This window comes from Bacillus sp. MUM 116 (assembly GCF_001866655.1).
Taxonomy (GTDB): domain Bacteria; phylum Bacillota; class Bacilli; order Bacillales; family Cytobacillaceae; genus Neobacillus.
Map to the genome: position 1 here is coordinate 1 of NZ_MLYR01000034.1, position 26,590 is coordinate 26,590.

The following is a 26,590-nucleotide window of genomic DNA, read 5'->3' on the forward strand; positions in this document are numbered from 1 at the left end:
GATAGATGGTGTCTAACAATTGGGGTGCAGTTCAAAGAAGATTGGGTTTTCTTTAGACTCTTATCAATTTCACTCGTGATGGCCTTACTAGAAAAACCCGCACCGCCTCCCAAAACGGCCCCCCTAAAATAATAGCAGCTGGTCTACATATTAGATCCTCAGAAGTAACAAATTTTATTCGTTGACACCCTATATTCTGGCGAAACCACTTGTTAACTTTATGAGTAATTTGCTTTATACATCTTCCAAGACTCATCAAAAAAGCTCGAGAGCATCGTGTAACCGGCTTCTTGTAGAATGGCTTTATATTCAGGATGAATCTTGAACAATTGATTCATGGCTTTCCAGTACAACAAATCTACTCATTAATTTCTTTCTTAACGTATAAATTCTGTGTATTCTGCCCAAAATATTACCAAGGGGTGATAAATATGGTAAATACAGGTTATAATGAAATTAATAAGATGTTCAAGGTTGATTGTGATGCTATCTTACATGTAGAAACTATTGCTGAAATGGTAGGCATGACGCAGGAAACGGTTCGTGCTTGGTGTAGAAGTGGAAAGCTTCCATCATATCAATTTGGAAAAAAATATGTCGTAACCGGAGAAGATTTCATGGAATTCATGAAACTGAGTAGGGTCAAGCCACATTGGATTCAAAATGTGGAGGCTTGATGAGTTGAGTAAATTAGGACAGGCATATACAGTATTAAGTTTTTTGAAATCCGAGAAGATTGATTATATCTTTGACGGAAAGCAATATGTCGATTTTCCTTGTTTTAATTGTGGAAAAAAGCTCACAATGGATGCTGTTACGACGAAATGGAATTGTGTTCATTGCAGGGAAGAAGGAAACATAATCACTCTTCATCGCTTTCTGCATTCGAAACCCAGCAACGCTAAAAAATATAAAATTTATAATCCTAAAAGAGAGCTGTCATCTATTATTGGAAAGTTGGAAAGAACAGCGGCAAAATATCATGACGACGGCCTATTAGCGTTAGCCGATAGGATAGAGGATTTGATCGATTACTATAAAAAATGCCCATCACCATAAAAGGTTGACGGGCATTTTTTAAGCTTTAATGAAATCGTTTTTAAACCTTTCAAACATGAATTCCTTTAAATCGTCTCCGTAAATTACCTTTTTACCAATGGGTGATGCAACTCTTAATTTACCCTGCCTGCACCAGCTTCTCACGGTTTCTTTTGTAACGCCGGTTAACTCGGCGATATCAGATGTCCCTAATAACATTTCATCGTCAATCATGGAAAAAATTCGGGGCAGCTTATAAGGATAATTTTGTGCTACCTTCTCGAATTCCCGCCATGACATTTTTTGGATCTCCTCTCCAAATGTCATCCCTTTTACCTCTTTTCTATTTATTAGCTAGACAATTTTATCAGAAGATGCTGTTGTCTTTTTTGAAGTTCTTTTCGGGTTTCCATCCAGACTTTTATCTCCATCTTTTTATCTCTTACTTTTAGCTTCCGCAGACTCTCCTGTATTTTTTCAAGTTCTTTCAAAAGCTCTTTTCGAGTGTCGCTTTGTTCGATATCTTTTTCGATACCCTTCTGAACAAGTTCTTCTTTTTCCTCTGACAGCAAATACTCTTCGTCGTTTTCAAAAGTAACTATTCCTTGACTTAATTCCCATTTTTTTAAAAGTTCTAAATTCCAAGGGAAATTTATAGTTTTTTCTAAAAAAGCGTAGTATTCATCCCGACTAATATCTTCGAGATAATACTTATCCCCCATTGATTGACCTTTAGGTTTATGCCGCATTTGATAATGCATTGCTAATTCTTTCACGTTATCTCTTAAGTGGTCATCCTTGATATGTGTTTTTTTCATTAAAGTATTCAAAGAATGACGTGTGCTTTTTAATATGATGTTTTCACGTTTTTTCGGTGGTAAAAAATCGGCTGCAACCCTTAAACGCCTAATAAACTTCTTATCAAGTACTTTTAATTTCTTTTCGTATGCCATCGGATGCGATCGAAGAAAATATCCTTTTCCTTTTGGAATGTGTTGGCCTTGTCGTTTATACAGATCCTTTAAATACAGGTTAATTTGTTCGACTGCAGCAACAGGAATGGGAGAGTTGTATTTTTGATGAGAAATGGAATACTCACCTTTACCCGCTTCTTTATCGACAATCATTTCACCGTAGTTTTTGTCATTTAAAGCTATTAAGCCGTGCTCATCCAAGACAAAATGTTGATCAAGTCTAAGATGAACAAGTTCTTCTGGTCGTAAACCTGTTGTTGCACAAAGAACCCAAATTGCCGCATATCTTAACGCTAAATCGCTTCTATACATTTTTAAAATCGTATCACGACAACGGATTAATTCTTCTCTAGTCAAGAAAACTTTTGTGATACGGTCTATTTTTTCTTTCGCCGGAGCGTCCGATTGTCTCTGTGGAAATTGATTTAGGAAAGTTAGGATATTCTTTTTTAGTGATTCGAAATTTTGGTAATCGTCGAATGTGTTCTTTGGTTCTAAATCTTTTCTCATTAACAACCAATAATAAAAGGGCTTTAAATCTCTATAAATCCCCATTAAAGTGGTGGTTTTTCGATTTTTACTTATGCAAGCGTAATCGTCGATGTTTATATCGAACACCTTAAATACATCTGGATCAATCTTGTCCAATTCTTCGTTTGGAAGGTGGTCAAGGGTGCCGTTCGAATAATTTAGTCTGCAGCGACCACAGATAATACTGAAAAACACATTTGCTAAACGATGTTTCGTTTCTGGCAAACGAAGCTCAGCGTGAGCTACATTACGTTTTGGTCGATATCCATTCCAACTGATTACGACTCCATTTTCTCTTGCTTCAATGTACGAGTCAATCATTTGCTGTTGTTCATCATTCAAAAAATTATAAGATGCAAGGTTATTACTTACCCTGGAAGCGTTATTCAAATAATGGGTTAATGTTTTTAGAACAGTTTTAGCGTCATAATATTCTAAAAGTGAATCTCCCCATTTTGCCACGGCTTTTTTTTCTATTAGTTCTTCGTCCCTCAACTTGGCTAGCGTCTCAAAGGAAGTACGAACGCCTTCTTTTTGGAAAATTTTTAGCATCGTTAGTAATCTTACTGTTTGGAATTTTTTATAGGCATCCCTGTGTAAATACATTATTTGACACTGGTTTTCGATGTTCGTAATATCGACGTGTTTCCAATCAAGCCGGTCTAAATAAACAAAATCTGTTCCGCGTTCCAATTTCCCTTCACATTCCATCTTTAATACGATTTCTTCTGTTGCATAAACGCTTTGCAAGCTTTCCTCTAACGTAAACCAACCTTTTTCACTCTTGTGATTATCGTGGTCTTTTTTTAGGTTTTCATAATAGGTGACCACAAAAACAATGTCGCTTTTCTTGATTTTGTAAACGTCTCCTTCTTTGTTATTTTTTCCTGAAACCACCAACTTTTCCTTAAAGGCAGGGATGTGCTGTACGCCTCTTACAAAATTTTCGGGAAGGTTATAACGATTTATTAATTCCGATTTGGAATAAAGAGGCTCCCCGAATTTTGCTATATCGTAAGCTTCATCCCAACTGCTGAAATACTTTTTTATAGTTTGATTGCTTAGACGATGTCCTTTATCCTTGAAGGCTTTATATGTCCTATTATCGGGTTCTACATCAATAAAACTTTTAATCGCTGTTAGAATTTGTTCAAGCATAGCAACTGCTTTTTCATCTTTAATAATTGGGACTTTTGTCTTCAATCCTGCCTCGACAAGTGCCTCTTCCCAAGATCCGAATAACCTTTCAATGATGGTCCTCTTGAACGCAACATAACTTTTATTTAAAAAATCATCCCGATTCACTTTGCCATTTTCGCTGTAATATCTCTTCAAGGAATTAATTATTGCCTCTTTTTTTTCTGAATCGCTTAAGAGGTTTGTTTCAACTCCTGCTTCAACTACCGCATTATTCCATGTTCCAAAATGCCTTCTTACTGTTGAAGCTGAGAAAGAGTAGGGTTTATTTTCATACAATCTTCTGTTTATAACCCCTTCTTCTTGATAGCACTTCTTTATCGTTTCAACAATTAGTTGTTTCAACTTATTACCACCTCAATATCCAGTATTACCCAATAGACAAATTTACATACACAGAAATCACAGATTGCACTAAATAGTCTCCCCCTACCTATTGGAACCTACCGGTAAATAATTCAGTGAAATCTGTGTAATCTGTGTTTGATGGTATAATCATATTTCATAGACTTTCTCATAGACTATTACCAATTTAATCCAATTAATATAGATTCTTTATCGACCTGAAAACAAAGAAACCAAAAGACGATGGATAATAGTCCATCGTCTTTTGGTTTCTTTTATTTTTTAATTCATCGGGATATTTACGGCTATTAGAGCCATTCAATTTCTATTGTGACATCAGCGGTTCCTTTTTTGGTATTATGGTCTGCTATTGCATTCGTTGAGAACCATATTTTCTTTATAAATGTTTTAAGAAATGTATTGCATTCCTCAGGATCAAGTAATTCTATATTATTTAACGTTTTAATGCATTGCTCTAACCGCTCTTGCTCTTCTTCCGAATTATTTAAATTTTCTAATTGTATGGCTACTAATTCTTTTTGCTGTTCCACTTGTTTCATTTTCTCTTCGTTTTCCTTACTAAATTCTAAAAAGTCTGATTTTGTAATTTCTCCGTCCATTCGCATTATTTTAAGGTTTTTTTGTCTGTTGTGAAACTTTTCTAATTGTTTATCTAGGGATTCCATATGAAAAACTAATTTCTTTTCTTCGGTTGAATTGTCGAATTCTTTTAATTGTAATAATGCTTGGTGAAAGTCTTTCTTCTTCTCTTTAACTTTTTGTAAAACAAACTCCTCAACAGGTCGATACTTATGACCTCTATCTTTACAAGTGTTATTGCTTATTTTGTATGAACATGATTTGATGAAATCCGTATCACTACCGTCCATTTGAATGTATCTTTTTCTACCGCAGTGATTACAATAAAGCAAATTTTGAAACTTTCTGGTTGCTTTCTTTTTATTAAAAAAATTGCCTGTTGAATTTTCATCCAATATTTTTTGAACTTCTAACCATTGCTGTTTTGAAATGATGGGGTCGTGAGCATTTTCTACAAATACTTTATCCACTACTCTCCCATTGACTCTTCTGCATGCGGATACCACACCATAATAAACCACATTTTTTCTTATTGAAGATATATGGGAAGTGGTTAACAATTTTCCACTTCTGCTCCGCCACCCAAGAACGTATAAATGTTTGGCAATTTCATTTGCTGATACTCTTTCTTTTGTTTTTTCGAAGATGTATTTGATAATTTGTGCTTCTTGCTCAACAATTATTAATTTTTGATTTTCGTCCTTTTTATACCCCAGAGGTACTTTATTGCTCATCACCCATCTGCCCTGCTCTGCGGCAGCGAGTCGCCCTCTTCCTAAACGCTTTCTGATTTGCTTATATTCAAAATTTGCCATCATCGCTTGAAATGAAAATAACATTTCATTGCTTTCTTGGGTCAGATCTATTTCTCCTTGAGGAGTCAAAATTTTTATATCGTGGGCAATAAGCATGGTCTTTATTTGCTCTGCATAGGCATTATCACGGGAAATCCGGTCAATATCCATGACAAGAATATAATCATACTGATGTAGATTACCCAATAATCGATTCAATTCCGGTCTTTCCGTGTTTACACCGCTAGAAATTTCCTGGTAGATGTCATAGGTTAAATGGTGTTGATTAGCAAGTTTCGTTAAAGCATGTCGATGACTCATTAAAACCTCCTCGATATTTAATTGCTCTTCATTCCTTGACAAACGTAAATAAATAGCAGCCAAAGACATTTTGGTTTACCACTCCTTTGCTATGTAGTATCCCAATAAAAATAGAAAGTTAACATCTGTAATCTTACCGACTGTTCCATACATCGTAATCACGACCGTATCACCGATCTTATATTTCGGTTTTTTTCGTTTCTCCATATCCTCCATCCTCTCAGGTGTTGAGCCGTGAACTTTGATTACAATAGTATATGCACTAATTTGGTTACCGGCACCCGCTAGTCAAAAATTAAGTAAAGTGTATCATTAAAATAAGAAAAGTGAAGGCGCCTTGAACAGCCTTAGGCATAGAACAAGACAAGCAGGCCGAAATGTTGTTCTCAAACCTTTTGGACGGATTGGCTTGTGACCTCAAGGGGGTAGGGGGTAGGCGCCGGAGCTGGACCATTCTTAGAGCAATTTATAATTCTTACACTAAAAAAAAAAAAACCGCCTCGCTTTTAAGAGACGATTTCATACTTCATTTTTCCGATAAAAGATATTCCTGCCACGCTTCATCAAAGACTGCCATGGACTCTAAATAATGTCCATTCAGTTCAAGATAGGAGGATAATTCATTGTAATCCTCAAAAGTTTTTGGAAAGCTGTGATCCTCAAAAGCATCATTTGCAAACCTGCTAATCGCATCCTTTGGCTCGGGGTGCCGATACTTCATTAAAAAATGATAAAAGGATTTCCTCATAAAAAACACCTTCCTTTCCGTGTTTTTTATGAAAACTATAACTGATAGCAATCCTGACGTCCAGATAAATAGAAAAAAAGCCTGCAATCATGCAGGCCGCTTATTATTTTTATGAGGAAAAATCAAAGTAATTTCGCTTTAATAATCTTGGAAATTCCATCAATTCTTTATATGAAATAGTTTTGCCGATTTGTTTGCAATCAATTAAAAATAATTGATCTTCAATTCCTTTAACGGTCGTTTCTTCTTGATAGGTCATTGCACACTCGCTGCAGGTAACTGCAGGGGTCTCCGTAATTTCAATGGCTCTTGTGCCATCCGGCAATTCCCAATACACTGAATCGGTAATTTCTTTAATATTCTTACTGTCGCACCACTCACAACTATGGCTCATGAAGACACCCCCTATTCTTTTGCTTGATCGTTGGCTGTACCGGTTTTTTTCAATTCTTCTTTCTGAATTAGCGACTGGTATTTCTTCTCTTTCATCTCATCACGTTTGCTGCGGTTATCCTTTAATGAATGATGTTCAGGGTCTTCGGTGTAATTATTACGGCGATCTAAACGTGTTAGGCCTTCTGGGATAAGGTTAAAGTGCTGGTCATTCATGATGCCGGCAATTCCCGCCAAAGAGCGTTTATCTTGATAATCAGGATAGATACCTTCGAAATAATCTTCTGCTCTTCCCGGAACATAGTTTTCTGGCTCAGGATAAGAGGTGATAACGCCTTCAAAGTTACGAAGTACAACCTTTTCAGGACTTTGAGAAATAAGATAATTTGGCTGCAAGGAAATTTTCCCACCGCCTCCAGGAGCATCGACAACAAATGTAGGTACTGCATAGCCGCTCGTATGTCCACGTAAACCTTCAATGATTTCAAGACCTTTTGATACAGGTGCACGGAAATGGCCAATTCCTTCTGATAGGTCACATTGATAAATATAGTAAGGACGAACACGAATTTTAACTAAATCATGCATAAGTTTTTTCATAATCGCTACACTATCATTGATTCCAGCAAGGATAACAGATTGGTTTCCAACAGGTACACCGGCATTTGCAAGCATTTCACACGCCTTCTTTGACTCCTCAGTGATTTCGATTGATGTATTAAAGTGAGTATTCAACCAAACTGGATGATATTTTTTCAAAATATTGCAAAGATTTTCGGTAATCCGCTGCGGGAAAACAACCGGTGCTCTTGTTCCAATCCGGATAATTTCAACATGGTCAATTTCCCTTAAATTTTTCAAAATGTATTCTAAAATATTGTCATTGATTAACAATCCATCCCCGCCGGAAATTAACACATCCCGAACCTGTGGAGCTTGGCGAATATAATTAATCGCTGCGTCTAACTGTTTCTTTGGTACGCCCATTCCGACTTGGCCGGAGAAACGTCTTCTTGTACAGTAACGGCAATACATAGAACATTGATTCGTTACTAGGAAAAGAACACGATCCGGATAACGATGAGTTAAGCCTGGAACTGGTGAGTCTTCATCTTCATGTAATGGATCTTCCAAATCATATTTTGTCTTATGAATTTCTGCTGAAATCGGTACAGATTGCATCCGAATCGGACAACGTGGATCATCTGGATTCATAAGTGAAGCATAGTAAGGTGTAATATTTAAAGGAATGGTCTTAGTTGAAATTTTTACGCCTTCCTCTTCTTCAGGAGTTAAATTAATTACCTTTTTTAAATCATCCACAGTACGGATGGTATTTGTCAATTGCCATAGCCAATCGTTCCACTGTTCTTCTGTTACATCCTTCCAAAGTTCAATTTCTTTCCAATGACGCTCAGGCTTGTATAATGTTTGTTTCATACTACATTCCTCCAATCAATGATTACACTTTATTAATATGCAAGAAGTGTGCCAAAGGGATAAAACCTTGATAATATCAGTGTTTTTTTTAAACTCCTGATTTTTTAAGCGAAGATTCAAAATTTTAATAAAAAAAGATGCCGAAAATTCGGCATCTATAAATTCGTTTTCTTCAGTTTATATTGAAGGGTCTGTCTTGGAATTTCTAATAGTTTAGCAGCTTGATTGATATTTCCACCTGATTGGCCGAGCGCAGTTTCAATCAATTGCTTCTCAAGCTCCTCCATATTTTTTCTTAAGGAAAGGGTCTCGCTTTCCACTTCTATCCGTTTTGGCTTATACGTTACCGCCTGCTGCCTGAGCATGATGGGCAGATCCTCATTTGTTAGAAAATATCCATCAGTAATGTTCATCATGTATTCAAGTGTATGCTTTAATTCTCTGACATTGCCGGGCCACGCGTAGTCTCGAAAGAATTGCTCCAGCCTGCCGTCCAATCCCTTTACGTTTTTTTGTAATTTTTGATTAAAACTTTTAATAAAATGGTCAGTTAGAAAGAAAATATCTTCCTTTCTTTCCCTTAATGGCAGAAGCGAAAAGGTGAAAACATTTAACCGGTAATACACGTCGTAACGGATTTTCTGCTCCTCAAGGGCCACGCTTGGATGAACGTTCATGGCAGCAATCACCCGAACATCAACGGGAATATTTTGAGCACTCCCGACTCTTCTTACGATTCCATCCTCTAAAACCCTTAAAAGCTTTGCCTGCAATTCAACCGGCATTGCATGCAGCTCGTCCAAAAAAAGGGTTCCCCCATCTGCGAGTTCAAATAAACCTTTACGCTCAACCGCGCCTGTATAGCTTCCTTTCGCTGTGCCAAATAATATACTCTCGAGCAGCGATTCCGGGATAGCCGCACAGTTTTGGGCGATAAAAGGCCCCTCGCTTCTGCGTGATTCATAGTGAATTCCTTGGACAAACAACTCTTTCCCCGTTCCGGACTCACCATATACAAGAATCGGAGCATCTGATTTTGCAAGCTTTTTCGCTTCGTTTTTCATATTGTTAAAGGTTTCATTCTCGGTTTTTAAATCATCCAGTGTGTACTTTACTTGATTGACTGTTTTTTTCTTGCCGCTTTTATTTAAGCCTTTTTGCAGGTCTAATAGCCTTTCCGCAAGCAGCTTCATCCTAGAGTAATCCTTGGCAATTTCAACAGCACCAATGATTTCCTTCTCGAGAAAAATCGGCAGAGTTGTGTTGATGGTATCAATCCTTGTCCCATGTAAGTTAACATATACCTGTGTTTGATTATAGATAGGCTTCTTTGTCTTGATTACCTTTAGAAGGGTGCTTGATTCCTCTGTCAGGGAAGGAAAGGCATCAAATACATGTTTTCCTAGTACCTCTTTTACATCCATTCCATCATGTTTTGCCGCTACTTCATTGTAAAAGATTGTTTTCCCATTTGTATTTACGACGTGAATCCCTTCATCAATACTTTTTAAAATTGCTGTTAAAACTTCTGATGTTAATGCCGTTAATTGAATCAACTATTTTCACCTACCAAAAATCTTTCCAAAACAAGGTGCCGAAATTTCGTCACTAAAGCCGAAAATTTAGCAGTTTGCCAGATTCTTCACCCACAAATTCATATCTTCAAGCTTGTCGTAAATATAGCAATTATTCATAAATCTTCCCCGGTAGCTGTATCCGAGTTGATACAAGGCTGCATTCATGCCAAAGGAAAGCGATCTTGCAATAGAATAGGCACAAAAAACACCCTGACTCTTTAATTCCCCTTCAAGCTCTTTCAGTAAAATTTTCATCAACCCATATTTTCCGCGGTATTCTGGAAGTGTCGCACAATCGGTTAACTCCGCATTTTTGTAAAATAAATTCATTTCCGCTGATGCAGCGCTAACAATTTTCCCATCGTGGAAAAAGACATAATAGACAGTTCCTTCCTTCATCGTCTTTTTCACATACTCAGGGTCATGTAATGGCGTTGGATATATTTCAAAAACTTGACGATATAGTGTGGAAAGTTGCTCAGCACAGCTTTCATCCGCTTTTTTCAACTCATATTCTTTCGGCGGATAGGCTTTTTCAACCGATTTATCCAATTGATAAATGTTTTGAATGATTTCATCCTCTTTTAACCAATGCTCATTTTTCTTCCGATCATTCGTATAAAATTTCGAAAAGAAATAAGCATCTGAACCAAGGAAATAACCATCGAGAATCACCTCTGGCTGAAGGCCCTTTTCATAAAAGAAACGGAGATCCTCCAAACGTCCTTTTATGATTAATTTTTCGGCCTTGTGTTGATAAACGAGTTCTTCTGCCTGCTTTAATACTATACTAGTATTTCCCCGATAATCATCAACACGAATTCGTTTATTAAATGGGTCTACATACACGTTTAAGTAAAAGTTATTTTCTTCAATGATAATGGTTGATGCTGTTTCTCTCATTATAATCACCCCTAATAATGTTTTACATTAAAATGCCTGACCGGAAAAGGTCAGGCTCACTAAAATCTAAAGATTTAGGTCACTTTTCCAAATTAATTGCTGACACCACACCACTTCAATATTGTAAGTGCGATTATTTCACTGGCGATATAAAGATCCTCCAGTTCAATATGTTCGTTTGCATCATGGGCAGTTTCGGTAATGCCAGGGCCAAATACGACAACAGGCGTGTTACCTACAGATGACAGAATCCCACCATCTGTTCCCCATGGACTAGCTTCAATCACAGGTGCTTCACCGATAATTTCCTGGAAACTTGCCGATATTTCCTTTATTAATGGATGATCACTTTCGAGAGATCCAGGTATCCAGCGCCCACCAAACCATTCAATTTGCAGTGGATTTTCACGGAACCATTCATCCGTCTGATTTAATTCTTGTAAACTATTTTCCATTTCTTCCTTGGCGGAAGGTATGGTTTCATCAGGAGCCACTCCCATTCTACCTTCAATGAAAGCTAAATCCGGAACGGAAGATGGCCATTCTCCGCTATTGATTTTTCCAATATTGATTGGAATCGGTATTGGGATCGAATTAAATAAAGGATCGGTAATTCTCGCGTTTCGGTCTTTTTCTAATTGCTGCAATCGCTCAATCACACGAACAGATTTTTCAATCGCACTTACTCCTTCGTACCTTGTTCCTCCATGTGCCGCCCTTCCTTTCACCTTAATGCGAAACCACATGGAACCTTGTTGTTTTGGGAAAATTTTCATATTTGTCGGTTCAGGGATGATCGCCCCATCAGCATGATAACCACGTAAAACAGCTGCGAGCGTTCCAGCCCCACCGCTCTCTTCTTCAATCACGCTTTGAAAAATAACATCGCCCTTGAGCTTAATCCCTGTTTTGATTAATGACTCGATTGCAAGGAGAAGAGCTGCTGAGCCGCCTTTCATATCAGTAGCCCCACGGCCATATAATTTTCCATCTTCAATATGACCGCTAAATGGGTCGTGCGTCCAGTTTTTCGAATCCCCTACAGGAACGACATCGATGTGGCCATTAAGAATAATCGATTTTCCCCCTCCGGTACCTTTTAAAACGGCGACTACATTCGGATTGCCCTCAAAATTATGGCGATCACAGCAAAAGGCTGGATGATTTTTTAAATCTTCGTCGCCAATTTCCCAAATATCCAATTCCAGTCCCAGTTGTCGGCATTTTTCAATGACGATGGCCTGGGCACCACTTTCATTTCCCCTTGTGCTGTTTTCTTGGACCATTAATTGCAAAAGCTTTGCACCCCGACCGCGATTTTCATTCAGCCATGTTTTCACTTGATTTTCTTTTGTTTTCAATCGGTTCACTCCTTAAGAGCTGGATAAAAGAATTAATATGGTATATTCCGAATCTGATTACTGACTGCAAAATCACAGCCTGTTTTTTCCTTCACCTTTTCCAAGTCAAATGGGACAAATAATTCCGTTAAAATCAGCCCATTCTCTGTTACTTTAAAAACAGCCATCTCCGTAACAATCAAATCGACACAAGCTGAAGAAGTTAAAGGCAACGTACATTCTCTTACGATTTTGGGATTGCCGAATTTATCACAATGATTCATTAAAACAATGACCTTTTTTGCCTTTTGGGCAAGTTCCATTGCTCCGCCCATCCCCGGTACCTTTTTCCCCGGAACAATCCAGTTTGCAAGATCTCCATTTTGACTTATCTGGAGGGAACCGAGGACGGTAATATCCACTCTGCCTCTTCGAATCATCCCAAAGGCAGTTGAACTGTCACAATAAGAACCGCTACTGACAAGCGTTACCGGAAAACCACCTGCATTGCACAGGTTTTCGTCTTCTTCACCCTTTTGGGGACTTGGCCCCATTCCGGTAATCCCGTTTTCAGCATGAAACATCACCTTAATGTCTTTCGATAAATGATTGGGAACGAGCGATGGAATCCCAATTCCAAGGTTGACGACCATCCCATTCTTAATTTCTTCGGCGGCACGTCTTGCCATTTGATTGCGGATATCTACTCCCATGCCCATTTCCAATTCACCCCCTTGGAAGGAATGATATAATCTATGAACACGCCTGGAGTCACAATTTCTTCCGGATTAAGACTGCCCAGAGGGACGATTTCATCTACTTCTACAATCGTCAAATCACCAGCCATTGCCACAAGCGGATTATTGTTGCGCGCACTCTTGTCGTAGACCAAATTTCCAAACTCGTCTGCCTTTTTGGCATAAATAATGCCGACTTCTGCCGTCAGCGGGGTTTCGACAAGATAATCATTTCCATTTAATTTTATAATCGGTTTGTTTTTTGCAACGATTTCACTGTCCATCCCAATATCCGATAGAATCCCGGGCAGTCCAACCCCGCCTGCGCGGATTCGTTCCGATAAAATTCCCTGCGGTGAAAATTCCACCTCAAGTTTCCCTTCATGCATTAATTGGCCAGCAATGGGATTTGAACCGATATGAGAGGCAATTATTTTTACTGCCCTCCCTTGACTGACGATTTTACCGATACCGATGTGCGGAAACCCTGTATCATTCCCAATTAACGTCAAATCTCGAATTCCCTTTTCTAAAATTCCATCGATAAGTGTCGGCGGAGAGCCGACCCCGCCGAAGCCACCGAACAATAATGACATCCCGTCATGGAAAAACTCCATTACTTTTTCCAGTGTAGTAATTTTTCCAAATGGATTTTCCATTCCTGCACCACCATTCTAAACGAGATCAGCAAAACGCTTCGAAAAAGCTTCAAATGTAGCTATTAATAAGCTAAAAATTTCTTCCATCTCTCTTTTGGTAATGGTTAACGGAGGGGAGATAATGATTGAGTCTCCGTTAACCCCGTCCATTCCCGCACCTGCAGGATAGACGAGAAGGCCATTTTCCTTTGCGAGAGTGACCATCGTTGGAGTGACAGCTGCTTTCCTTTCGAAAGGCCGTTTGGTTATTTTGTCTTCAACAAACTCAATCCCAAATAGCAATCCTTTACCTCGTACTTCACCGATAAATGAAAATTGTTTTTTTAATTTATCAAGCAGATTTCCTAAGTACACACTCTTGTTTTCTACTTCCTTCATAATCTCATTTTTTTCAAGGTATTCAAGCACAGCCAAGGAAACGGCACAGGCTTGCGGATTTGCACTTAACGTGTGGCCGCTCATGACGAATTTCGTACCAGCAAGTATTGGCTCCATCACTTTTTCGCTTGCAACCGCTGCGGCGATCGGAGTATAGCCGGCACCCATTCCCTTTCCAAACGTAACAATATCCGGAACTACCCCATATTGTTCTAATGCAAGTATCGTGCCAGTACGACCAAAACCCGTCATGACTTCATCTGCGATAAAAAGAATGTCATATTGGTCGCAAATTTTTTTAATAACTTTAAAATAATCTTTTGGCGGGGTTATTGCTCCTCCTGATGCGCCGATGATTGGCTCTGCAATGAACGCGGCTATTTTGTCGGCACCAATGCGATTGATGGCCGTTTCTAATTCTTGTGCACATTGGTAGGCGCAGGTTGATGGCACTAGATTATAGGGACAGCGGAAGCAATAGGGCGGGTTGATTACAGGAAAGTCTTCCAGTAAGGGGACAAACCTGGCCCGTCTGGCGGCATGCCCTGACATGGAAAGAGCCCCCATTGTAATGCCATGATAGCTCACCCATCTTGATAAGATTTTTGTTTTCGTGTGAATCCCTTTTTCCTGCCAATATTGAATGGCCATTTTCATAGCGGTTTCCGTTGCTTCCGACCCACTATTGACAAAAAAGCTCCAATTCAAGTCTCCCGGAGTCAGTTCAGCAATTTTTTTAGCCAGCTCTTCAGCGGGAGTACTGGTAAACTGCGAGCGATAAACAAATGAAACTTTTTCAGCTTGTTTATTCATTGCTTCAATGATTTCCGGTACCCCGTGCCCAATATTTGCCGTAACGGCACCTGAAGCAGCATCTAGATACTTTTTTCCATCCAAATCATACAAATAGACCCCTTTGCCGTAATCAATGACTGGGTATATTTCGTCCATCACCGGTTTTATTAAATAAGTACGTTCCACCACCCATACCACTTCCCTTTAGCTCTAGTCTGCTTTACTAAATTGTATGACCAGAAGTTTGTGCATATGTAGGAGGTATATTTCTTGGTTACTTATATATTTGGGTCTATTAATTAATGTTCGCTGTAAATTTTTTAAACCCTTCGAGAAACTTGAAATTTTTTAAAACGCTTTCACAAAAGATGTTGATTTTTGTAAAATTATCGGATTGCTCTCTTCGACTGATTTGGATGTAAATTAGTTAATTCGCCAAGAAAAAACTGACTCTATAAAAAATCTAGAGTCAGCGTTTCGTTTTATATTTTAGTATGCCAGCTTGCTCCGATGATGATGAGCAAGATAAAGAGCACGACGATTAGCGCAAAGCCGCCAAATCCAAAACCATATCCGCAGCCAACACCGCCTGCCGGATAGCCAAACCCCCCGTAAGGGTTTCCGCAGCAGCCATCATATCCAAAACCATAACCGTACATTATAACGTTCACTCCTTGGCAATTTGTTTCTTCACACTGATACATTATGAACTAGGCACCTGTCCTGTATGTGCATTCGCCCATATTCAGCAAAAACTATCCGCTTTTACCCATTTCAATGAAAAAAGCCGCTCTACAATCGCGGCTTTTTTCACTTATTAAATAAACTTGTAAATTCTCCGTACCCTTCCTCTTCAAGTTTCTCTTTCGGAATAAACCGTAACGAAGCAGAGTTTATGCAGTAGCGTAAACCTGTTGGTCCCGGACCGTCGTTAAAAACATGGCCTAGATGGGAATCCGCCGTTTTACTGCGCACTTCTGTCCGAATCATAAAATGGCTGTAATCTTCTTTTTCTACAACCTCTTCCGCTTCAATCGACTTTGTAAAGCTTGGCCAGCCGCAACCGGCATCAAATTTATCGAGCGAGCTGAACAATGGTTTCCCGGAAACAATATCTACATAAATGCCCTCCCGATTCTCATTATAATATTCATTTCGAAAAGGGGGCTCTGTTGCATTATTTTGCGTCACTTCATATTGGATGGGTGACAGCCTCTTTTTTAACTCGCCCTTATTTACCATCTTTATCCCTCCAATGTCTTTCAATAAAGCCCGCACGGCCTGAACCTACATGATAGGATTCATAGTGGTCGCGGTTTTTCATATAATACTGCTGGTGATAGTCCTCTGCAGGATAAAAAGGTTTAGCCGGTAAAATTGGCGTTACAATCGGTTTGGAAAACCTGCCGCTTTCCTGTAATTTTTGTTTTGACTCTTCCGCGAGTGCTTTTTGTGTGTCACTATGATGAAAAATAGCCGTTTGATAGGATTGACCGCGATCGTAAAATTGTCCTCCAGGATCGGTTGGATCAATTTGTTGCCAATACAATTCAAGCAATTTTTCATATGGAAAAATATTCGGATCAAAAGTAATTTGGACGGCTTCATAATGCCCGGTTGTATCAGTACAAACCTGTTGATACGTTGGGTTTTCCACCGTACCGCCTGTATAGCCGGAAATCACACTTTTAATACCGGGCTGCTCATCAAATGGCTTGACCATGCACCAAAAACAGCCGCCGGCAAAGGTTGCTAATTGCTCTGCTCCTTCCAAACTGCTCACCTCACAAGTAATCATCTTGACCCAAGTATACCGAATGTAATTCAAAAAATAAAATAACCTGATTGCCCTAAAGGGAACATGCAAATAAAAATCCATTCTAGAGACACCTACCCATTCCCGGCTGAATATTGTACTAGTAAATTAGAGAATAGGAGCGAGCAGTATGTCCGAAAATCGAACTCATTCTGATTATCTTCAAAGGGCGGCCATGTATGATACACTCTCCCAATTTTATAAATACTCGAACCCTGATCTGCATATGCAGTTCTACTTAAAACATATGAAATATATTAATAAGGCATTCAATATGATGCGGATCCACTCTCAGCAAATGCAGGCAGAGTCAAAAATCCGTATTCTAAACACCTCACCTGATGCCCCTAATTTGGACATTTATATCAACGGGAAGCGGGTGGTAAGAGACCTAAGTTTTAAAGAAGCAGCTCAAGCACTGACCATAAGACCTGGTAAATATCATGTCGATATCTATCCTGCTGGTAATATGGTGGATAGTGTCTTAAATAAAAAAATCACGATTGAACCTGGAAAATCGTACACATGGGCCGTTATTGATCCAAGCAAAAAAATGCGTCTTCTCGTATATCTAAATCAGCCGGAAGTACCGATGAATGAAGCAAAGGTACGCTTTATCCACCTTTCGCCGGATACTCATGCCTTGGACGTTGCTGTAAAAGACCGCGATGTTATTTTTCCAAAGGTAGCCTATAAGCAAGCCACAGAATACCTGGCATTATCCCCGATGACAGTAGATCTTGAAGCTAGGGAAGCAGGTACAAAAAATGTAATACTTCCAATGCCAAATTCGCATTTTAAAGCAAATGAAGTCTACACGGTTTTCTTTGTCGGTTTATCCAAAGGAAATCCGGAGCTGCAATCGATTATTATCAAAGAATAAGCGAAGACTGAGTTGAAATCTCAGTCTTTTTTCCGCTTGACTTCCAGCATACAAAACCCAATAATCATGATAGAATTTGAAACAAGAGAGAAGAGAGGAGCATTACGATGCAACTTCCCTCCGGATTCATTCGGAAGTTTACGGATTTACTGGAAGAGGAATCCAAAGATTTTTTCCATACATATGAAGAAAGCAAAATGAGCGGACTGCGGTTAAATCAGCTTAAAATATCTGAAGAGGAATGGGCGCAAAAATCACCATTTACATTAAAAAAAATTCCTTTTGTCCCTAATGGTTATTATTATGATTCTGAGATAGGCCAGCCGGGAAAACATCCCTATCATGCGGCAGGTCTATATTATATCCAAGAACCAAGTGCCATGTTTGTTGCGGAACAGCTTGCACCAACACCGGGCGAAAAGGTTCTTGATTTATGTGCTGCTCCCGGGGGAAAATCGACGCAGCTTGCAGGGAAAATGGCACAAAGGGGCATCCTTGTTGCTAACGAAATTAATTCCAAACGGGCAAAAGCCTTGTCAGAAAACATCGAACGATTAGGAATATCCAATGTTTTGGTTACCAATGAAACTCCGGAACGACTTGCCGAACGGTTTCAAGGCTATTTCGATAAAATTCTTGTCGACGCCCCCTGTTCAGGTGAAGGAATGTTCCGCAAGGATGTGGAAGCAATTGCTTTTTGGAGTGAGGCCCATGTTGAAGCATGCGCGAAACAGCAAAAAAATATTCTTGATTCTGCCTATAGCATGCTAAAAGATGGCGGCATCCTTGTCTATTCAACATGCACTTTTTCACCGGAAGAAAACGAACAAACCATTGAGTATTTTTTAAAAAAATATCCCGATTTAGAGTTGTTGCCCATTGAGAAAACAAACGGAATCCAAAAAGGCCGGCCTGAATGGTCCAACAGCAATCTAAACGAGCTTGAAAAAACAGCACGGCTATGGCCGCAACATTTAAGAGGAGAAGGCCATTTCGTCGCAAAGATTCGTAAAACATCTGTGCCGGCCCCTTCTAGAATAAAAGAAATGGCCTCGAACGCCAACAGGACACAGCTAAAGGATTTTTATGAGTTTTCCAATCAAACCATCGATGGAAAAACAATTGATCACTTCTATTTATTTAATCAACAGCTTTATGCACTGCCAGACCAATGTCCAAATTTCCAAGGGTTAAAAATCCTGAGAGCCGGGCTTCATCTTGGCGAATTAAAGAAAAACAGGTTTGAACCGAATCATGCACTTGCATTGGGATTAAAGGCAAACGAGGCGAAGCACTGCTTTACATTAAAAGATGACGAGTGGTTGCATTATCTAAAAGGAGAAACATTAACAACGGGAAATGACCGTGGCTGGATGCTCCTCACCATCGATGGCTACCCACTCGGCTGGGGAAAAGAAGCAAAAGGGATTTTAAAGAATTTTTACCCAAAAGGGCTTAGAAATCAAGCATAACAAAACAGGGTGCTTAACATGAATAAGGCACCCATTTTAATCTACTGGAACTAATATAATGAAGGAAATATCATCCTTTTTCAAATCAAACTTTTCTGTTTTAATTTTCAAGTCACTTTTCAGCTTTAATTGCTGCATATGGACGTAAACTAGTTTATTTTCCGGTTGGAGGTCAACCCCTTTTGGCAGCTTATAGTTTTCATCAATGAATTTTAGGACATAGGATTCAGGCAAATTTAAGTTTCCAATTTTAATCGATTTTTGCTGTAGAACTAAATCACCATTTGCCAATGCTTTCGGAATAAAAGACATTTTTAAATTAAGCTGTTCACTAAAAAACGGGATGGTTCCATAAAGCTCGACTTCATTCCCTAAAAGAACCTGATAAGCAATTGGTGAACCAGCCGTTTCTTTTTGCAAGTAATGGTTGATTAGCCGATTCAAATCCTGCTTATTTGAACGAATCCGAAAGGAAACAAACTCTCCATTTTGCCCTTTCTCAAGGCTTTTCATCTTTTGCGTTGACGGTGACAAAAGTAAGCCAAGTATGATGATGACAACTAAAAGGTCAATCCCTAATAAAAGCAGGAATCCCCTTCTCCATTTGTTTTTCATATATAACTAATTCTCCTCTTTGCTGACCATAAACGAATTTCTATCCAGATCAGGAAGTGCGCGTTCTTCCAATGTTTGGTTAAGCCTTTGTGCAATTAATTTATATCCTTTATCATTTGGATGAAAATTATCCTTAAATAAAAGGTTTTCTGAATCATTTTTAAACAAGTCTTCGATATGGACAAAATAACCATTTGGATAATTAGCCATTACTGCTTGACCGGCATGATTCCACTCACTCACAATTTGATTCAGTTCCTTCATATTTGCAAACCATTTCAAAAATGGATTATACAAGCCGACCAGCACGATAGCGGCATTAGGTTTTTCTTTTGTTATTGTCTCCATTATTTGTGTCAAATGAACAATATATTCCTCTTTTCCCCTTGTAAAATCAGAAAATTTTAAGTCCATAATATTGTCTCTGAGCACTTTTACTATGTCATTTCCGCCGATGGTCAAAATCACTAAGTCTGCATTAGAAATTGCTGACTTCAATTCAGGTTGTTCCAGCCGTTTCAATAATTGTGTTGTCCGATTTCCCTTTACACCAAAATTATAAAATTCCGCTTCTTTTATACCCTTTTCATTTTCAAGCATTTTTTTTAGATAGGGTAAATAGCCGCCTTTATTGGTACTATCTCCAACACCCTCTGTCAGGGAATCTCCGGCAGATACGATTATTAATTTTCGGGGAATAAAGTCAGCAGGTGCCTGACTTAAAGTCAGTTTGGCAATCTTTTTATAGGAGTGAAACCTCATATGATTTGATGAAGCACAGGAACAAAGAACAATCGAGGAAAGAATTAGAAAAGTGAAAAACTTTCTCAATGAACTTTCACCTTCCTTTCAAACTATAAATATTATAACATGTGAAAAAACATTCAAAGCAAATATACAAAAACTAACAAGCTATTTTATAAAAACGTTTCCAAATTAGCAGCAGCCCATTTCAAAGTGTAAAAAAATAGACCCGATTATAGGTCTATTGCAATGCTTGAATATCTTTGATAATTTCATCATATGGAACTTCTTTAAATCCGTTATAGGATTTTTTTATATTTCCGTCCTGATCGACTAAATAGATCGAAGTACCATGAATAACTTGGTTCCCCTCTTCCGGCTTTTTGACCAGGGCTTTATAGTTTTTCAAGGCAAAATTTTCGATAAAAGACTGGGAATAACCGGTTAAGAATGTCCAATTTTTAAAGTCAATTTGATATTGGTTAGCAAACGCAGTCAACTTTTTTGGTGTATCTACTGTTGGATCCACACTAAAGGAAACCAACTCGACGTTTTTCAATCCAGCATCCTTTACTTTTTGTTGGAGCTTTTTCATGTTGGCCGTCATCGGCGGACAGATATCGACACAGCTGGTAAAAATAAAATCGGAAATCCAGACCTTCCCTTTTAAATCCTTCACCTTAAATGGCTTACCCGCTTGTGTTGTGGCTGAAAAATCTTGTATTGGCCAATTCACAGCATTTTTGATTTCCTTTTTTCCACATGCTGACAAAATCAATGTACATAATAACAGAAATGTCAACCAAAACCGAACTTTCATGATATCACCCATAACTATTTTCTTTTTCATTCCGAGAATAGTGTAACAAAGTTTTGAAAAAGAAGAAAGTAAATGAATATTAATCAATAACGCCTGTCTTAACAATTGTATTTTTCACGTGGATATCAAAAGTGGCCTGTTTAAATAATCGTCTCCATTCTGGCCTTTGTAAGCGGCTTCCCTCTTATATGTGTTTCATATTCATTTCAGGGTTTTTCTTTATATGTTGCAAGCCGCAATATCCATTCAAGCGGCCCGTATCGATAGAAATGCAGCCAAACTGCACTGAATACCAACTGTATGATGTAGATGATTATACAGATGTAAAGGGTTTGAAAATAGGAAATTTTCCAATATAGATTGATTGCATTACCGGCAATTAAAATGAAGGCGGTTTGCGAGACATAATTGGTGAGTGACATCCGCCCATAGCTTTTTAGAGGGAGCAATAATTTTTGAAAAAATCTTTGTTGCAAAAGTAAAATCAGTGTCCCGACATAAAAAGCCGAAAGAATCGGCCCAATCATGATTCCAATAATTAAAAACTGATTTGATTGAAAAGGGTTGAATGGTTTTGCAGGAACATGTTGATATTGAAACAAGAGACCTAGGGTACCCAAAATAAAGACTAACCCTGTAAAAATAGCAATTTGTCTTCTTTTCTGTTTGATTTCTTCAAATATTCGATATTGCCCCACAGCAAGACCCAATAACATTAACGGCAGGGTCATAAAAATTTTCATAGTGAATAAAGCAAAAAGGATTAACAACAAAATCCCCATTACCAGATTCAGCTCTTTTTTTACTTTATAAAAAGGTAATAGTATCAAACCGCAGCTTGCATAAACGGTGAGGGCTTCCCCTGGCTGAAAAAGAAAATGGACAAATCCAAAGATAAAGATCACAATGATTCTGCGTAAAAAAAGAACCGGCGCATTTTTTCCCTTCTCCTCAGCCTTCGTTAAAAAAATATACATTCCCACACCAAATAAAAAGGAAAAAATCGGGTAAAATCGCCCTTCAACAAAAAGGAACAAAAACCTTTGATAAGTGGCATCAGGCGTATCGAGAAGCGGTTTTCTCGCAGAAAGCAGTGCAAGGATGTTAACAAGGATAATTCCTAAAAGGGCAAAACCTCTTAAGTAATCAAGTGTATCAATACGTTCATTTTGTTGATAGGCTTTCATAAAATACATCCTCTATAAAAACGGATGGTGTTGCAGCACCATCCAATTTATCATTCATTATTCATAGTAATACATTAAAGCAAGGGCACCTGGGCCGGTATGTGTGCTAACAGTTGGATTGGTATAATCAATTTCCACATCTTGAAAGCCGGTCATTTCGGCAATACTTTCTTTTATTTTAGCTGCAAGTCCATGGGCCTCGGCATGAGCGATTCCGACTCGGCGAATGGTTTTTCCTTTTACGTCTTCAGCAAATTGTTTAGCAAAAAACTTAACCACCTGGGAGTAACTCCGTACCTTTGTTACCGGTGTGTATTCGGCTCCTTCAAGTGAAGCAATCGGTTTAATATTTAACAAGGAACCAATAAACGCTTTTCCTTTGCCAATCCTGCCGCCTTTTACAAGATTCTCTAACGTATCGACCATAATGTAAAGTTTAGTATGATTTTGGACTGTTTCCAGACGATTCAAAATTTCCTTCATGCTTTTTCCCTGTTGAGCCATCTCTGCGGCTTCTCTTACTTGGAAGGAAAGGGCTTTTGAAATAAACTTGGAATCTATAACGGTTACATTTGTTTTCGTCATCTGCGAAGCACTTTCCGCGGAACGGACGGTTCCGCTCATTTTGCCCGTCATGTGGATGGAAAGCACTTCATAGCCTTCTTTACCTAAACGGTCATAAACTTCAAGAAAGGCTCCTGTTGATGGCTGCGAACTTTTTGGCAGTTCTTCGGATTTATTCATATTTTTAATAAAATCAGCCGGATCTAATTCTACCCGGTCCAGGTATGTTTCTCCATTTATCGTAATAGCCAATGGCACAATCTCAATTTCAAGTTGATCGAGCATTTCTTGAGGCATGTCCATGGTTGAATCTGTTACAATTTTAATTTTACTCATTCAGTCACTTCCCCATTCCTACTGCTTTGATTATACAGTTTAGGGCTATTGAAGGGAATAAGATTCTCATTTTCTTTTAATGAAGTAGTTTTTTCCAAAATAAAAGAGCACCGGCAAGCCGGCGCTCGAAATCAATTATGCATTGTTTTTTAATTCATCCACTTTAAATAGTTTTTCATAATCCGGCCACTTGATGACCTTTTTCAGATACTCTCTAAAGGAGTAGCATTTTTTTGGGCTTGGCTCATTGTAGATGGACGTGATGAACGTCTGTAAACGGACTTGGATCATAAATTTAAAAGGGCTATCTTTCTCCAATACAGGAATCTCCATGACTTTAACCTTCTGTCCAACAATTGTTTTGAACTCTAGGCTTTTTAATAACAAAAATATCAATCCTTTTTACCCGTTTGTTTATATTATACACCTTCCCAACCGCGAAATGTGTCTAATTGTGCCTGTACAGAAAAATATTTGTGAATTTTTTACTGGAAAGTGCTTGCGAAAAAATACATAACAAATCGTATATTGTTTTTCTGTTTTGAGTTAGTATGACAACAAAACAATATTTTTTATATTTAATTGGGCTATCTCCCGTCAGGTTTTTTCCGTTATTTTTCCAATTCATAAGCCAAAAGTATGGAAATTCACTTGAAAAATAACTTAATAAAAATTAATATAATTATAATAGTAGATAAATCGAAAGGAACTGGGTAGAAAGAAAATGGACAGTTCTGCAATCCTAATCGAGAAAAGAAATATATTAGAAAAACATTTAAAAGATGGATTAAATAGCTATCAATCCCTATTTGCCTGCAACTCGGATGCCTTATTTGCTATTGATTTATCTGGTTATTATGTATTTCTTAATCCGGCCTGTGAGCAAATAACAGGATATAGCCAAGAAGAAATTGCGAAAAAAAAATTTACTGAGGTCAGTGCGATTGAAGATGTAGCGAAGGTTTCGGCTTACTTTTACCAAGCTTTAGAAGGCAGCTTTCAAAATTACGATTGTAAAATAATTCAAAAGAATGGTCAAAGTGTTGATTTAAATGTGACCAATTTGCCGATTTCCGTCAATAATGAAATTATTGGTGTTTATGGAGTAGCCAAGGATATAACAGAGATCAAACGAAAGAAACAGCGATTAAAGGACAGTGAAGAGCTTTACCGTATTTTAACGGAAAATTCAATGGACATGATTGCTCAAACAGATATTGTTGGAAATTTCATTTATGTATCCCCTGTTTGCGAACAAATTCTTGGACACACACCTTCAGAACTAGTCGGCAAATCCTCCTTAGAATATATTCATAGGGATGATTTTGACCGCTATCTTTTTAATTATCAGAATGCAGTCCACATTCAGCCTAAATCAATGGATACTTACCGCGTGAGGAAAAAAGATGGCAGTTTTATTTATATGGAGATTCTTAGCAATCCATATCGTAATAGTAATAAAGAAGTGCGAGTGATTTCTGTATTACGAGATATTTCCGAACGAATTAATGCAGATTTAGATAGGAAACGAACAGAGGAGCTTTTAATCAATTCAGAAAAACTCTCCGTTGCCGGACAACTGGCGGCTGGAATAGCCCATGAGGTACGAAATCCGTTAACCGCTATCAAAGGATTCCTACAATTATTGAATGTGAACCACGAGCAGAAGGATTATCTCGATATTATTCATTCTGAAATTAATCGAATTGAAATGATTTTAACTGAATTATTAGTAATTGCAAAGCCACAAGCAATGAAAACAGTAAAAACGAATATTAGGGAATTAATCGAAGGCGTGAAAACACTCATTAATACACAGGCGATTATGACGAATGTTCAAATTGAAACGGTCTATTCCCCCACCCTTCCAGAAATCATTTGTGATGAAAATCAATTGAAACAAGTATTTATTAATTTCCTTAAAAATTCGCTTGAAGCTATGCCTTCTGGCGGGAAAATTTCGATACAATCAGAATGTATGAATCAAAATGAGATCATTATTCGCTGTATTGATACGGGAAGCGGAATTCCTCCCGAGCATTTAAAACGAATCGGCGAGCCTTTTTTTACAACGAAAGAAAAAGGAACCGGTCTCGGATTATTGATAAGTAAGAAAATCATCGAAAACCACCATGGCAAAATTCAAATTGATAGTGGTGAAAAAGGAACATCTATCGCAGTAATTCTACCAATTAAATAAGAAAAGAGCAGGCGCCGGAGCTGGACCATTCTCAAAGCAATTAATAAATTCTTGTACTATAAAAAACGACCTTAAGAACGCTCTTAAGGTCGTTTTTTACGCTTCCACTAATTCCTCTTCCTGCTGTTTCTTCATTTTTTTCCGATAAACGAACTTCGATAAATTAATACTGATTTCATAAAGTAGTAAGAGCGGCAGTGTTACGACAAAGTCGGACATAAAGTCTGGGGGCGTAATGACTACTGCAATAACAATCAAAACAAAATAAGCATATTTACGAATTTTTGATAGTACAAATGGATTGATAATCCCAAGGGATGTTAAGAACATCACGACAAGCGGCAATTCAAACAAAACACCAAACGGTAATGTCATATTCATGATAAAACTGAAATAGCGGTCGGCGGTGAAATTGGTGACAAACATGTCTCCGCCAATCCCAATCAAGAATTTAAAGACCATTGGGAAAATGACAAAATAGCCAAAGCAAAGACCGATAATAAATAACAAAAATAATGCAGGTATATAGGAAAGAGTGACCCTTCTTTCCACCGGTCTTAATGCGGGTTTTACAAACAGCCAAATTTGCAAAGCTAAAACCGGAATCGTTCCGGCAACAGCCACTACACCTGCAAGCATAAAATAAACTCTGATAATATCACTCGGACCGAGAACCATCAATTTCATATCAAGGCCACGGACAAACCATTTATAAATATCATCTACATAAATAAATGCAGCAATAAAAAAAACAAGAAATGCAAGCACGGTGATAATAATCCGCTTGCGTAATTCTTCCAAATGATCGACTAACTGCAATTCTTTATCGTCCATAAACTCCCCTGCCAATTTCAAAGGTTGAAAAATTATTTTGCAATATATTAAGCATTTTATGAAAAGTAGAAAAAGGTGCAAGACACGTTATCTTACACCTTATTTAGTCAATTTTTTCTTTTCCTCATCAATATCTGGCATGACATCATCGGCCAGTTCACGTGTTGATTTCTTAAATTCCTTTAACGTTTGTCCAAAGGCACGACCGATTTCCGGTAATTTTTTAGGACCAAAAATAATTAAGGCAAGCACTAATATTAAGATTAAACCAGGAATTCCAATATTTGATAACATGGAATAACCTCCTCTTTTTCAGATGTTCAATACTAATACAATTATAGTGTTAAAA

At 38.1% G+C, this 26,590-nt stretch carries 28 protein-coding genes and 1 pseudogene; 5 read left to right on the forward strand and 24 right to left on the reverse strand.

Going from position 1 to position 26,590, the window contains the following annotated elements; translation table 11 throughout:
- Nucleotides 1-431 precede the first annotated feature (431 nt).
- Complete coding sequence (locus tag BIV60_RS09555; RefSeq protein ID WP_071355509.1) at nucleotides 432-677, forward strand: helix-turn-helix domain-containing protein; 246 nt, start codon at nucleotides 432-434, stop codon at nucleotides 675-677.
- A gap of 4 nt (nucleotides 678-681) precedes the next feature.
- Nucleotides 682-1,059 (forward strand): hypothetical protein, encoded by a 378-nt coding sequence (locus BIV60_RS09560; protein ID WP_071355510.1) that lies wholly within the window; start codon nucleotides 682-684, stop codon nucleotides 1,057-1,059.
- 18 nt (nucleotides 1,060-1,077) lie between these two features.
- Here the strand turns inward: BIV60_RS09560 and BIV60_RS09565 are convergent, their stop codons facing one another.
- The 16 genes and pseudogenes from BIV60_RS09565 to msrA form a co-directional block, all read right to left on the reverse strand.
- Nucleotides 1,078-1,338, reverse strand: coding sequence for a helix-turn-helix domain-containing protein (locus BIV60_RS09565; protein WP_177177261.1), 261 nt, complete (start codon nucleotides 1,336-1,338; stop codon nucleotides 1,078-1,080).
- 50 nt (nucleotides 1,339-1,388) lie between these two features.
- Nucleotides 1,389-3,746, reverse strand: a complete 2,358-nt coding sequence (locus tag BIV60_RS09570) for a site-specific integrase (RefSeq protein WP_141770437.1) — start codon at nucleotides 3,744-3,746, stop codon at nucleotides 1,389-1,391.
- A gap of 647 nt (nucleotides 3,747-4,393) precedes the next feature.
- A complete protein-coding gene (locus BIV60_RS09575) occupies nucleotides 4,394-5,869 on the reverse strand; it encodes a recombinase family protein (protein ID WP_071355513.1) in 1,476 nt (491 codons plus the stop codon).
- 6 nt (nucleotides 5,870-5,875) lie between these two features.
- A complete protein-coding gene (locus tag BIV60_RS30315; RefSeq protein WP_256218366.1) occupies nucleotides 5,876-6,007 on the reverse strand; it encodes a hypothetical protein in 132 nt (43 codons plus the stop codon).
- A 319-nt stretch (nucleotides 6,008-6,326) separates the two neighbouring features.
- Nucleotides 6,327-6,548: a YozE family protein gene (locus tag BIV60_RS09580; protein WP_071355514.1), complete on the reverse strand. Its 222-nt coding sequence runs from the start codon at nucleotides 6,546-6,548 to the stop codon at nucleotides 6,327-6,329.
- Between the two features lie 109 nt (nucleotides 6,549-6,657).
- Complete coding sequence (locus tag BIV60_RS09585) at nucleotides 6,658-6,942, reverse strand: YokU family protein (RefSeq protein WP_071355515.1); 285 nt, start codon at nucleotides 6,940-6,942, stop codon at nucleotides 6,658-6,660.
- An 11-nt stretch (nucleotides 6,943-6,953) separates the two neighbouring features.
- A complete protein-coding gene (kamA, locus tag BIV60_RS09590) occupies nucleotides 6,954-8,381 on the reverse strand; it encodes a lysine 2,3-aminomutase (protein ID WP_071355516.1) in 1,428 nt (475 codons plus the stop codon).
- Between the two features lie 155 nt (nucleotides 8,382-8,536).
- Nucleotides 8,537-9,937: a sigma-54 interaction domain-containing protein gene (locus tag BIV60_RS09595; RefSeq protein WP_071355517.1), complete on the reverse strand. Its 1,401-nt coding sequence runs from the start codon at nucleotides 9,935-9,937 to the stop codon at nucleotides 8,537-8,539.
- A 66-nt stretch (nucleotides 9,938-10,003) separates the two neighbouring features.
- Nucleotides 10,004-10,861, reverse strand: coding sequence for a putative beta-lysine N-acetyltransferase (gene ablB, locus BIV60_RS09600; protein WP_071355518.1), 858 nt, complete (start codon nucleotides 10,859-10,861; stop codon nucleotides 10,004-10,006).
- Between the two features lie 92 nt (nucleotides 10,862-10,953).
- A complete protein-coding gene (locus BIV60_RS09605) occupies nucleotides 10,954-12,222 on the reverse strand; it encodes a peptidase (RefSeq protein ID WP_071355519.1) in 1,269 nt (422 codons plus the stop codon).
- A 32-nt stretch (nucleotides 12,223-12,254) separates the two neighbouring features.
- Nucleotides 12,255-12,920, reverse strand: coding sequence for a 3-oxoacid CoA-transferase subunit B (locus BIV60_RS09610; RefSeq protein ID WP_071355520.1), 666 nt, complete (start codon nucleotides 12,918-12,920; stop codon nucleotides 12,255-12,257).
- Nucleotides 12,905-13,597 carry a CoA transferase subunit A gene (locus BIV60_RS09615; RefSeq protein WP_071355521.1) on the reverse strand — a complete coding sequence of 231 codons (693 nt, stop codon included), beginning with the start codon at nucleotides 13,595-13,597 and terminating at the stop codon, nucleotides 12,905-12,907. The genes BIV60_RS09610 and BIV60_RS09615 overlap by 16 nt, the downstream gene beginning before the upstream one ends.
- A gap of 15 nt (nucleotides 13,598-13,612) precedes the next feature.
- Entirely contained in the window at nucleotides 13,613-14,956 is a 1,344-nt protein-coding gene (locus BIV60_RS09620; protein ID WP_071355578.1) for an aspartate aminotransferase family protein, read from the reverse strand.
- A gap of 296 nt (nucleotides 14,957-15,252) precedes the next feature.
- Nucleotides 15,253-15,345: pseudogene (locus tag BIV60_RS30900) on the reverse strand (YjcZ family sporulation protein); the annotation flags it as partial.
- Between the two features lie 235 nt (nucleotides 15,346-15,580).
- Complete coding sequence (gene msrB, locus BIV60_RS09625; protein ID WP_071355522.1) at nucleotides 15,581-16,012, reverse strand: peptide-methionine (R)-S-oxide reductase MsrB; 432 nt, start codon at nucleotides 16,010-16,012, stop codon at nucleotides 15,581-15,583.
- Nucleotides 16,002-16,493 (reverse strand): peptide-methionine (S)-S-oxide reductase MsrA, encoded by a 492-nt coding sequence (msrA, locus tag BIV60_RS09630; RefSeq protein ID WP_371261521.1) that lies wholly within the window; start codon nucleotides 16,491-16,493, stop codon nucleotides 16,002-16,004. Before msrA ends, msrB begins: the two co-directional genes overlap by 11 nt.
- Nucleotides 16,494-16,716: 223 nt before the next feature.
- Between msrA and BIV60_RS09635 the strand changes: the two genes are divergently transcribed.
- Nucleotides 16,717-17,469: a DUF4397 domain-containing protein gene (locus tag BIV60_RS09635; protein WP_071355523.1), complete on the forward strand. Its 753-nt coding sequence runs from the start codon at nucleotides 16,717-16,719 to the stop codon at nucleotides 17,467-17,469.
- Between the two features lie 107 nt (nucleotides 17,470-17,576).
- Complete coding sequence (locus BIV60_RS09640; protein WP_071355524.1) at nucleotides 17,577-18,941, forward strand: RsmF rRNA methyltransferase first C-terminal domain-containing protein; 1,365 nt, start codon at nucleotides 17,577-17,579, stop codon at nucleotides 18,939-18,941.
- A gap of 36 nt (nucleotides 18,942-18,977) precedes the next feature.
- On the opposite strand, the gene BIV60_RS09645 is transcribed toward BIV60_RS09640, so the two are convergent.
- The 6 genes from BIV60_RS09645 to BIV60_RS09670 all read right to left on the reverse strand — a co-directional run bounded on the left by BIV60_RS09645 (nucleotide 18,978) and on the right by BIV60_RS09670 (nucleotide 23,594).
- Nucleotides 18,978-19,556 carry a YpmS family protein gene (locus BIV60_RS09645; RefSeq protein WP_071355525.1) on the reverse strand — a complete coding sequence of 193 codons (579 nt, stop codon included), beginning with the start codon at nucleotides 19,554-19,556 and terminating at the stop codon, nucleotides 18,978-18,980.
- 6 nt (nucleotides 19,557-19,562) lie between these two features.
- Nucleotides 19,563-20,387, reverse strand: a complete 825-nt coding sequence (locus BIV60_RS09650; RefSeq protein WP_071355526.1) for an SGNH/GDSL hydrolase family protein — start codon at nucleotides 20,385-20,387, stop codon at nucleotides 19,563-19,565.
- Nucleotides 20,388-20,541: 154 nt separating this feature from the next.
- Nucleotides 20,542-21,120 (reverse strand): SCO family protein, encoded by a 579-nt coding sequence (locus tag BIV60_RS09655; protein WP_071355580.1) that lies wholly within the window; start codon nucleotides 21,118-21,120, stop codon nucleotides 20,542-20,544.
- Between the two features lie 206 nt (nucleotides 21,121-21,326).
- The gene (locus tag BIV60_RS09660) at nucleotides 21,327-22,307 is read right to left on the reverse strand and encodes a DUF418 domain-containing protein (protein ID WP_071355527.1); all 981 of its coding nucleotides are present in this window, start codon (nucleotides 22,305-22,307) and stop codon (nucleotides 21,327-21,329) included.
- A gap of 57 nt (nucleotides 22,308-22,364) precedes the next feature.
- Nucleotides 22,365-23,207: a DegV family protein gene (locus BIV60_RS09665; protein WP_071355528.1), complete on the reverse strand. Its 843-nt coding sequence runs from the start codon at nucleotides 23,205-23,207 to the stop codon at nucleotides 22,365-22,367.
- A 135-nt stretch (nucleotides 23,208-23,342) separates the two neighbouring features.
- Nucleotides 23,343-23,594 carry a DUF2535 family protein gene (locus tag BIV60_RS09670; RefSeq protein ID WP_071355529.1) on the reverse strand — a complete coding sequence of 84 codons (252 nt, stop codon included), beginning with the start codon at nucleotides 23,592-23,594 and terminating at the stop codon, nucleotides 23,343-23,345.
- Nucleotides 23,595-23,931: 337 nt separating this feature from the next.
- Between BIV60_RS09670 and BIV60_RS09675 the strand changes: the two genes are divergently transcribed.
- Nucleotides 23,932-25,407: a PAS domain-containing sensor histidine kinase gene (locus BIV60_RS09675; protein ID WP_071355530.1), complete on the forward strand. Its 1,476-nt coding sequence runs from the start codon at nucleotides 23,932-23,934 to the stop codon at nucleotides 25,405-25,407.
- A gap of 96 nt (nucleotides 25,408-25,503) precedes the next feature.
- On the opposite strand, the gene tatC is transcribed toward BIV60_RS09675, so the two are convergent.
- Both tatC and BIV60_RS09685 read right to left on the reverse strand, forming a co-directional pair.
- Nucleotides 25,504-26,241, reverse strand: a complete 738-nt coding sequence (tatC, locus tag BIV60_RS09680) for a twin-arginine translocase subunit TatC (RefSeq protein ID WP_071355531.1) — start codon at nucleotides 26,239-26,241, stop codon at nucleotides 25,504-25,506.
- Nucleotides 26,242-26,340: 99 nt separating this feature from the next.
- On the reverse strand, nucleotides 26,341-26,535 hold the full coding sequence (locus BIV60_RS09685; protein WP_071355532.1) for a twin-arginine translocase TatA/TatE family subunit: 195 nt from the start codon (nucleotides 26,533-26,535) through the stop codon (nucleotides 26,341-26,343).
- Nucleotides 26,536-26,590: the final 55 nt, after the last annotated feature.

Bases quoted from the DNA above. Each gene is read 5' to 3' on its own strand.
- BIV60_RS09555 (WP_071355509.1), top strand. From the start codon at position 432: ATGGTAAATACAGGTTATAATGAAATTAATAAGATGTTCAAGGTTGAT.
- msrB (WP_071355522.1), bottom strand. From the start codon at position 16,012: ATGGTAAATAAGGGCGAGTTAAAAAAGAGGCTGTCACCCATCCAATAT.
- BIV60_RS09640 (WP_071355524.1), top strand. From the start codon at position 17,577: ATGCAACTTCCCTCCGGATTCATTCGGAAGTTTACGGATTTACTGGAA.
- BIV60_RS09645 (WP_071355525.1), bottom strand. From the start codon at position 19,556: ATGAAAAACAAATGGAGAAGGGGATTCCTGCTTTTATTAGGGATTGAC.
- BIV60_RS09660 (WP_071355527.1), bottom strand. From the start codon at position 22,307: ATGAAAGCCTATCAACAAAATGAACGTATTGATACACTTGATTACTTA.
- tatC (WP_071355531.1), bottom strand. From the start codon at position 26,241: ATGGACGATAAAGAATTGCAGTTAGTCGATCATTTGGAAGAATTACGC.
- BIV60_RS09565 (WP_177177261.1), bottom strand. From the start codon at position 1,338: ATGTCATGGCGGGAATTCGAGAAGGTAGCACAAAATTATCCTTATAAG.
- ablB (WP_071355518.1), bottom strand. From the start codon at position 10,861: ATGAGAGAAACAGCATCAACCATTATCATTGAAGAAAATAACTTTTAC.
- BIV60_RS09575 (WP_071355513.1), bottom strand. From the start codon at position 5,869: ATGTCTTTGGCTGCTATTTATTTACGTTTGTCAAGGAATGAAGAGCAA.
- BIV60_RS09580 (WP_071355514.1), bottom strand. From the start codon at position 6,548: ATGAGGAAATCCTTTTATCATTTTTTAATGAAGTATCGGCACCCCGAG.
- BIV60_RS09615 (WP_071355521.1), bottom strand. From the start codon at position 13,597: ATGGAAAATCCATTTGGAAAAATTACTACACTGGAAAAAGTAATGGAG.
- BIV60_RS09685 (WP_071355532.1), bottom strand. From the start codon at position 26,535: ATGTTATCAAATATTGGAATTCCTGGTTTAATCTTAATATTAGTGCTT.
- kamA (WP_071355516.1), bottom strand. From the start codon at position 8,381: ATGAAACAAACATTATACAAGCCTGAGCGTCATTGGAAAGAAATTGAA.
- BIV60_RS09655 (WP_071355580.1), bottom strand. From the start codon at position 21,120: ATGAAAGTTCGGTTTTGGTTGACATTTCTGTTATTATGTACATTGATT.
- msrA (WP_371261521.1), bottom strand. From the start codon at position 16,493: ATGGTCAAGCCATTTGATGAGCAGCCCGGTATTAAAAGTGTGATTTCC.
- BIV60_RS09610 (WP_071355520.1), bottom strand. From the start codon at position 12,920: ATGGGCATGGGAGTAGATATCCGCAATCAAATGGCAAGACGTGCCGCC.
- BIV60_RS09585 (WP_071355515.1), bottom strand. From the start codon at position 6,942: ATGAGCCATAGTTGTGAGTGGTGCGACAGTAAGAATATTAAAGAAATT.
- BIV60_RS09665 (WP_071355528.1), bottom strand. From the start codon at position 23,207: ATGAGTAAAATTAAAATTGTAACAGATTCAACCATGGACATGCCTCAA.
- BIV60_RS30315 (WP_256218366.1), bottom strand. From the start codon at position 6,007: ATGGAGAAACGAAAAAAACCGAAATATAAGATCGGTGATACGGTCGTG.
- BIV60_RS09675 (WP_071355530.1), top strand. From the start codon at position 23,932: ATGGACAGTTCTGCAATCCTAATCGAGAAAAGAAATATATTAGAAAAA.
- BIV60_RS09635 (WP_071355523.1), top strand. From the start codon at position 16,717: ATGTCCGAAAATCGAACTCATTCTGATTATCTTCAAAGGGCGGCCATG.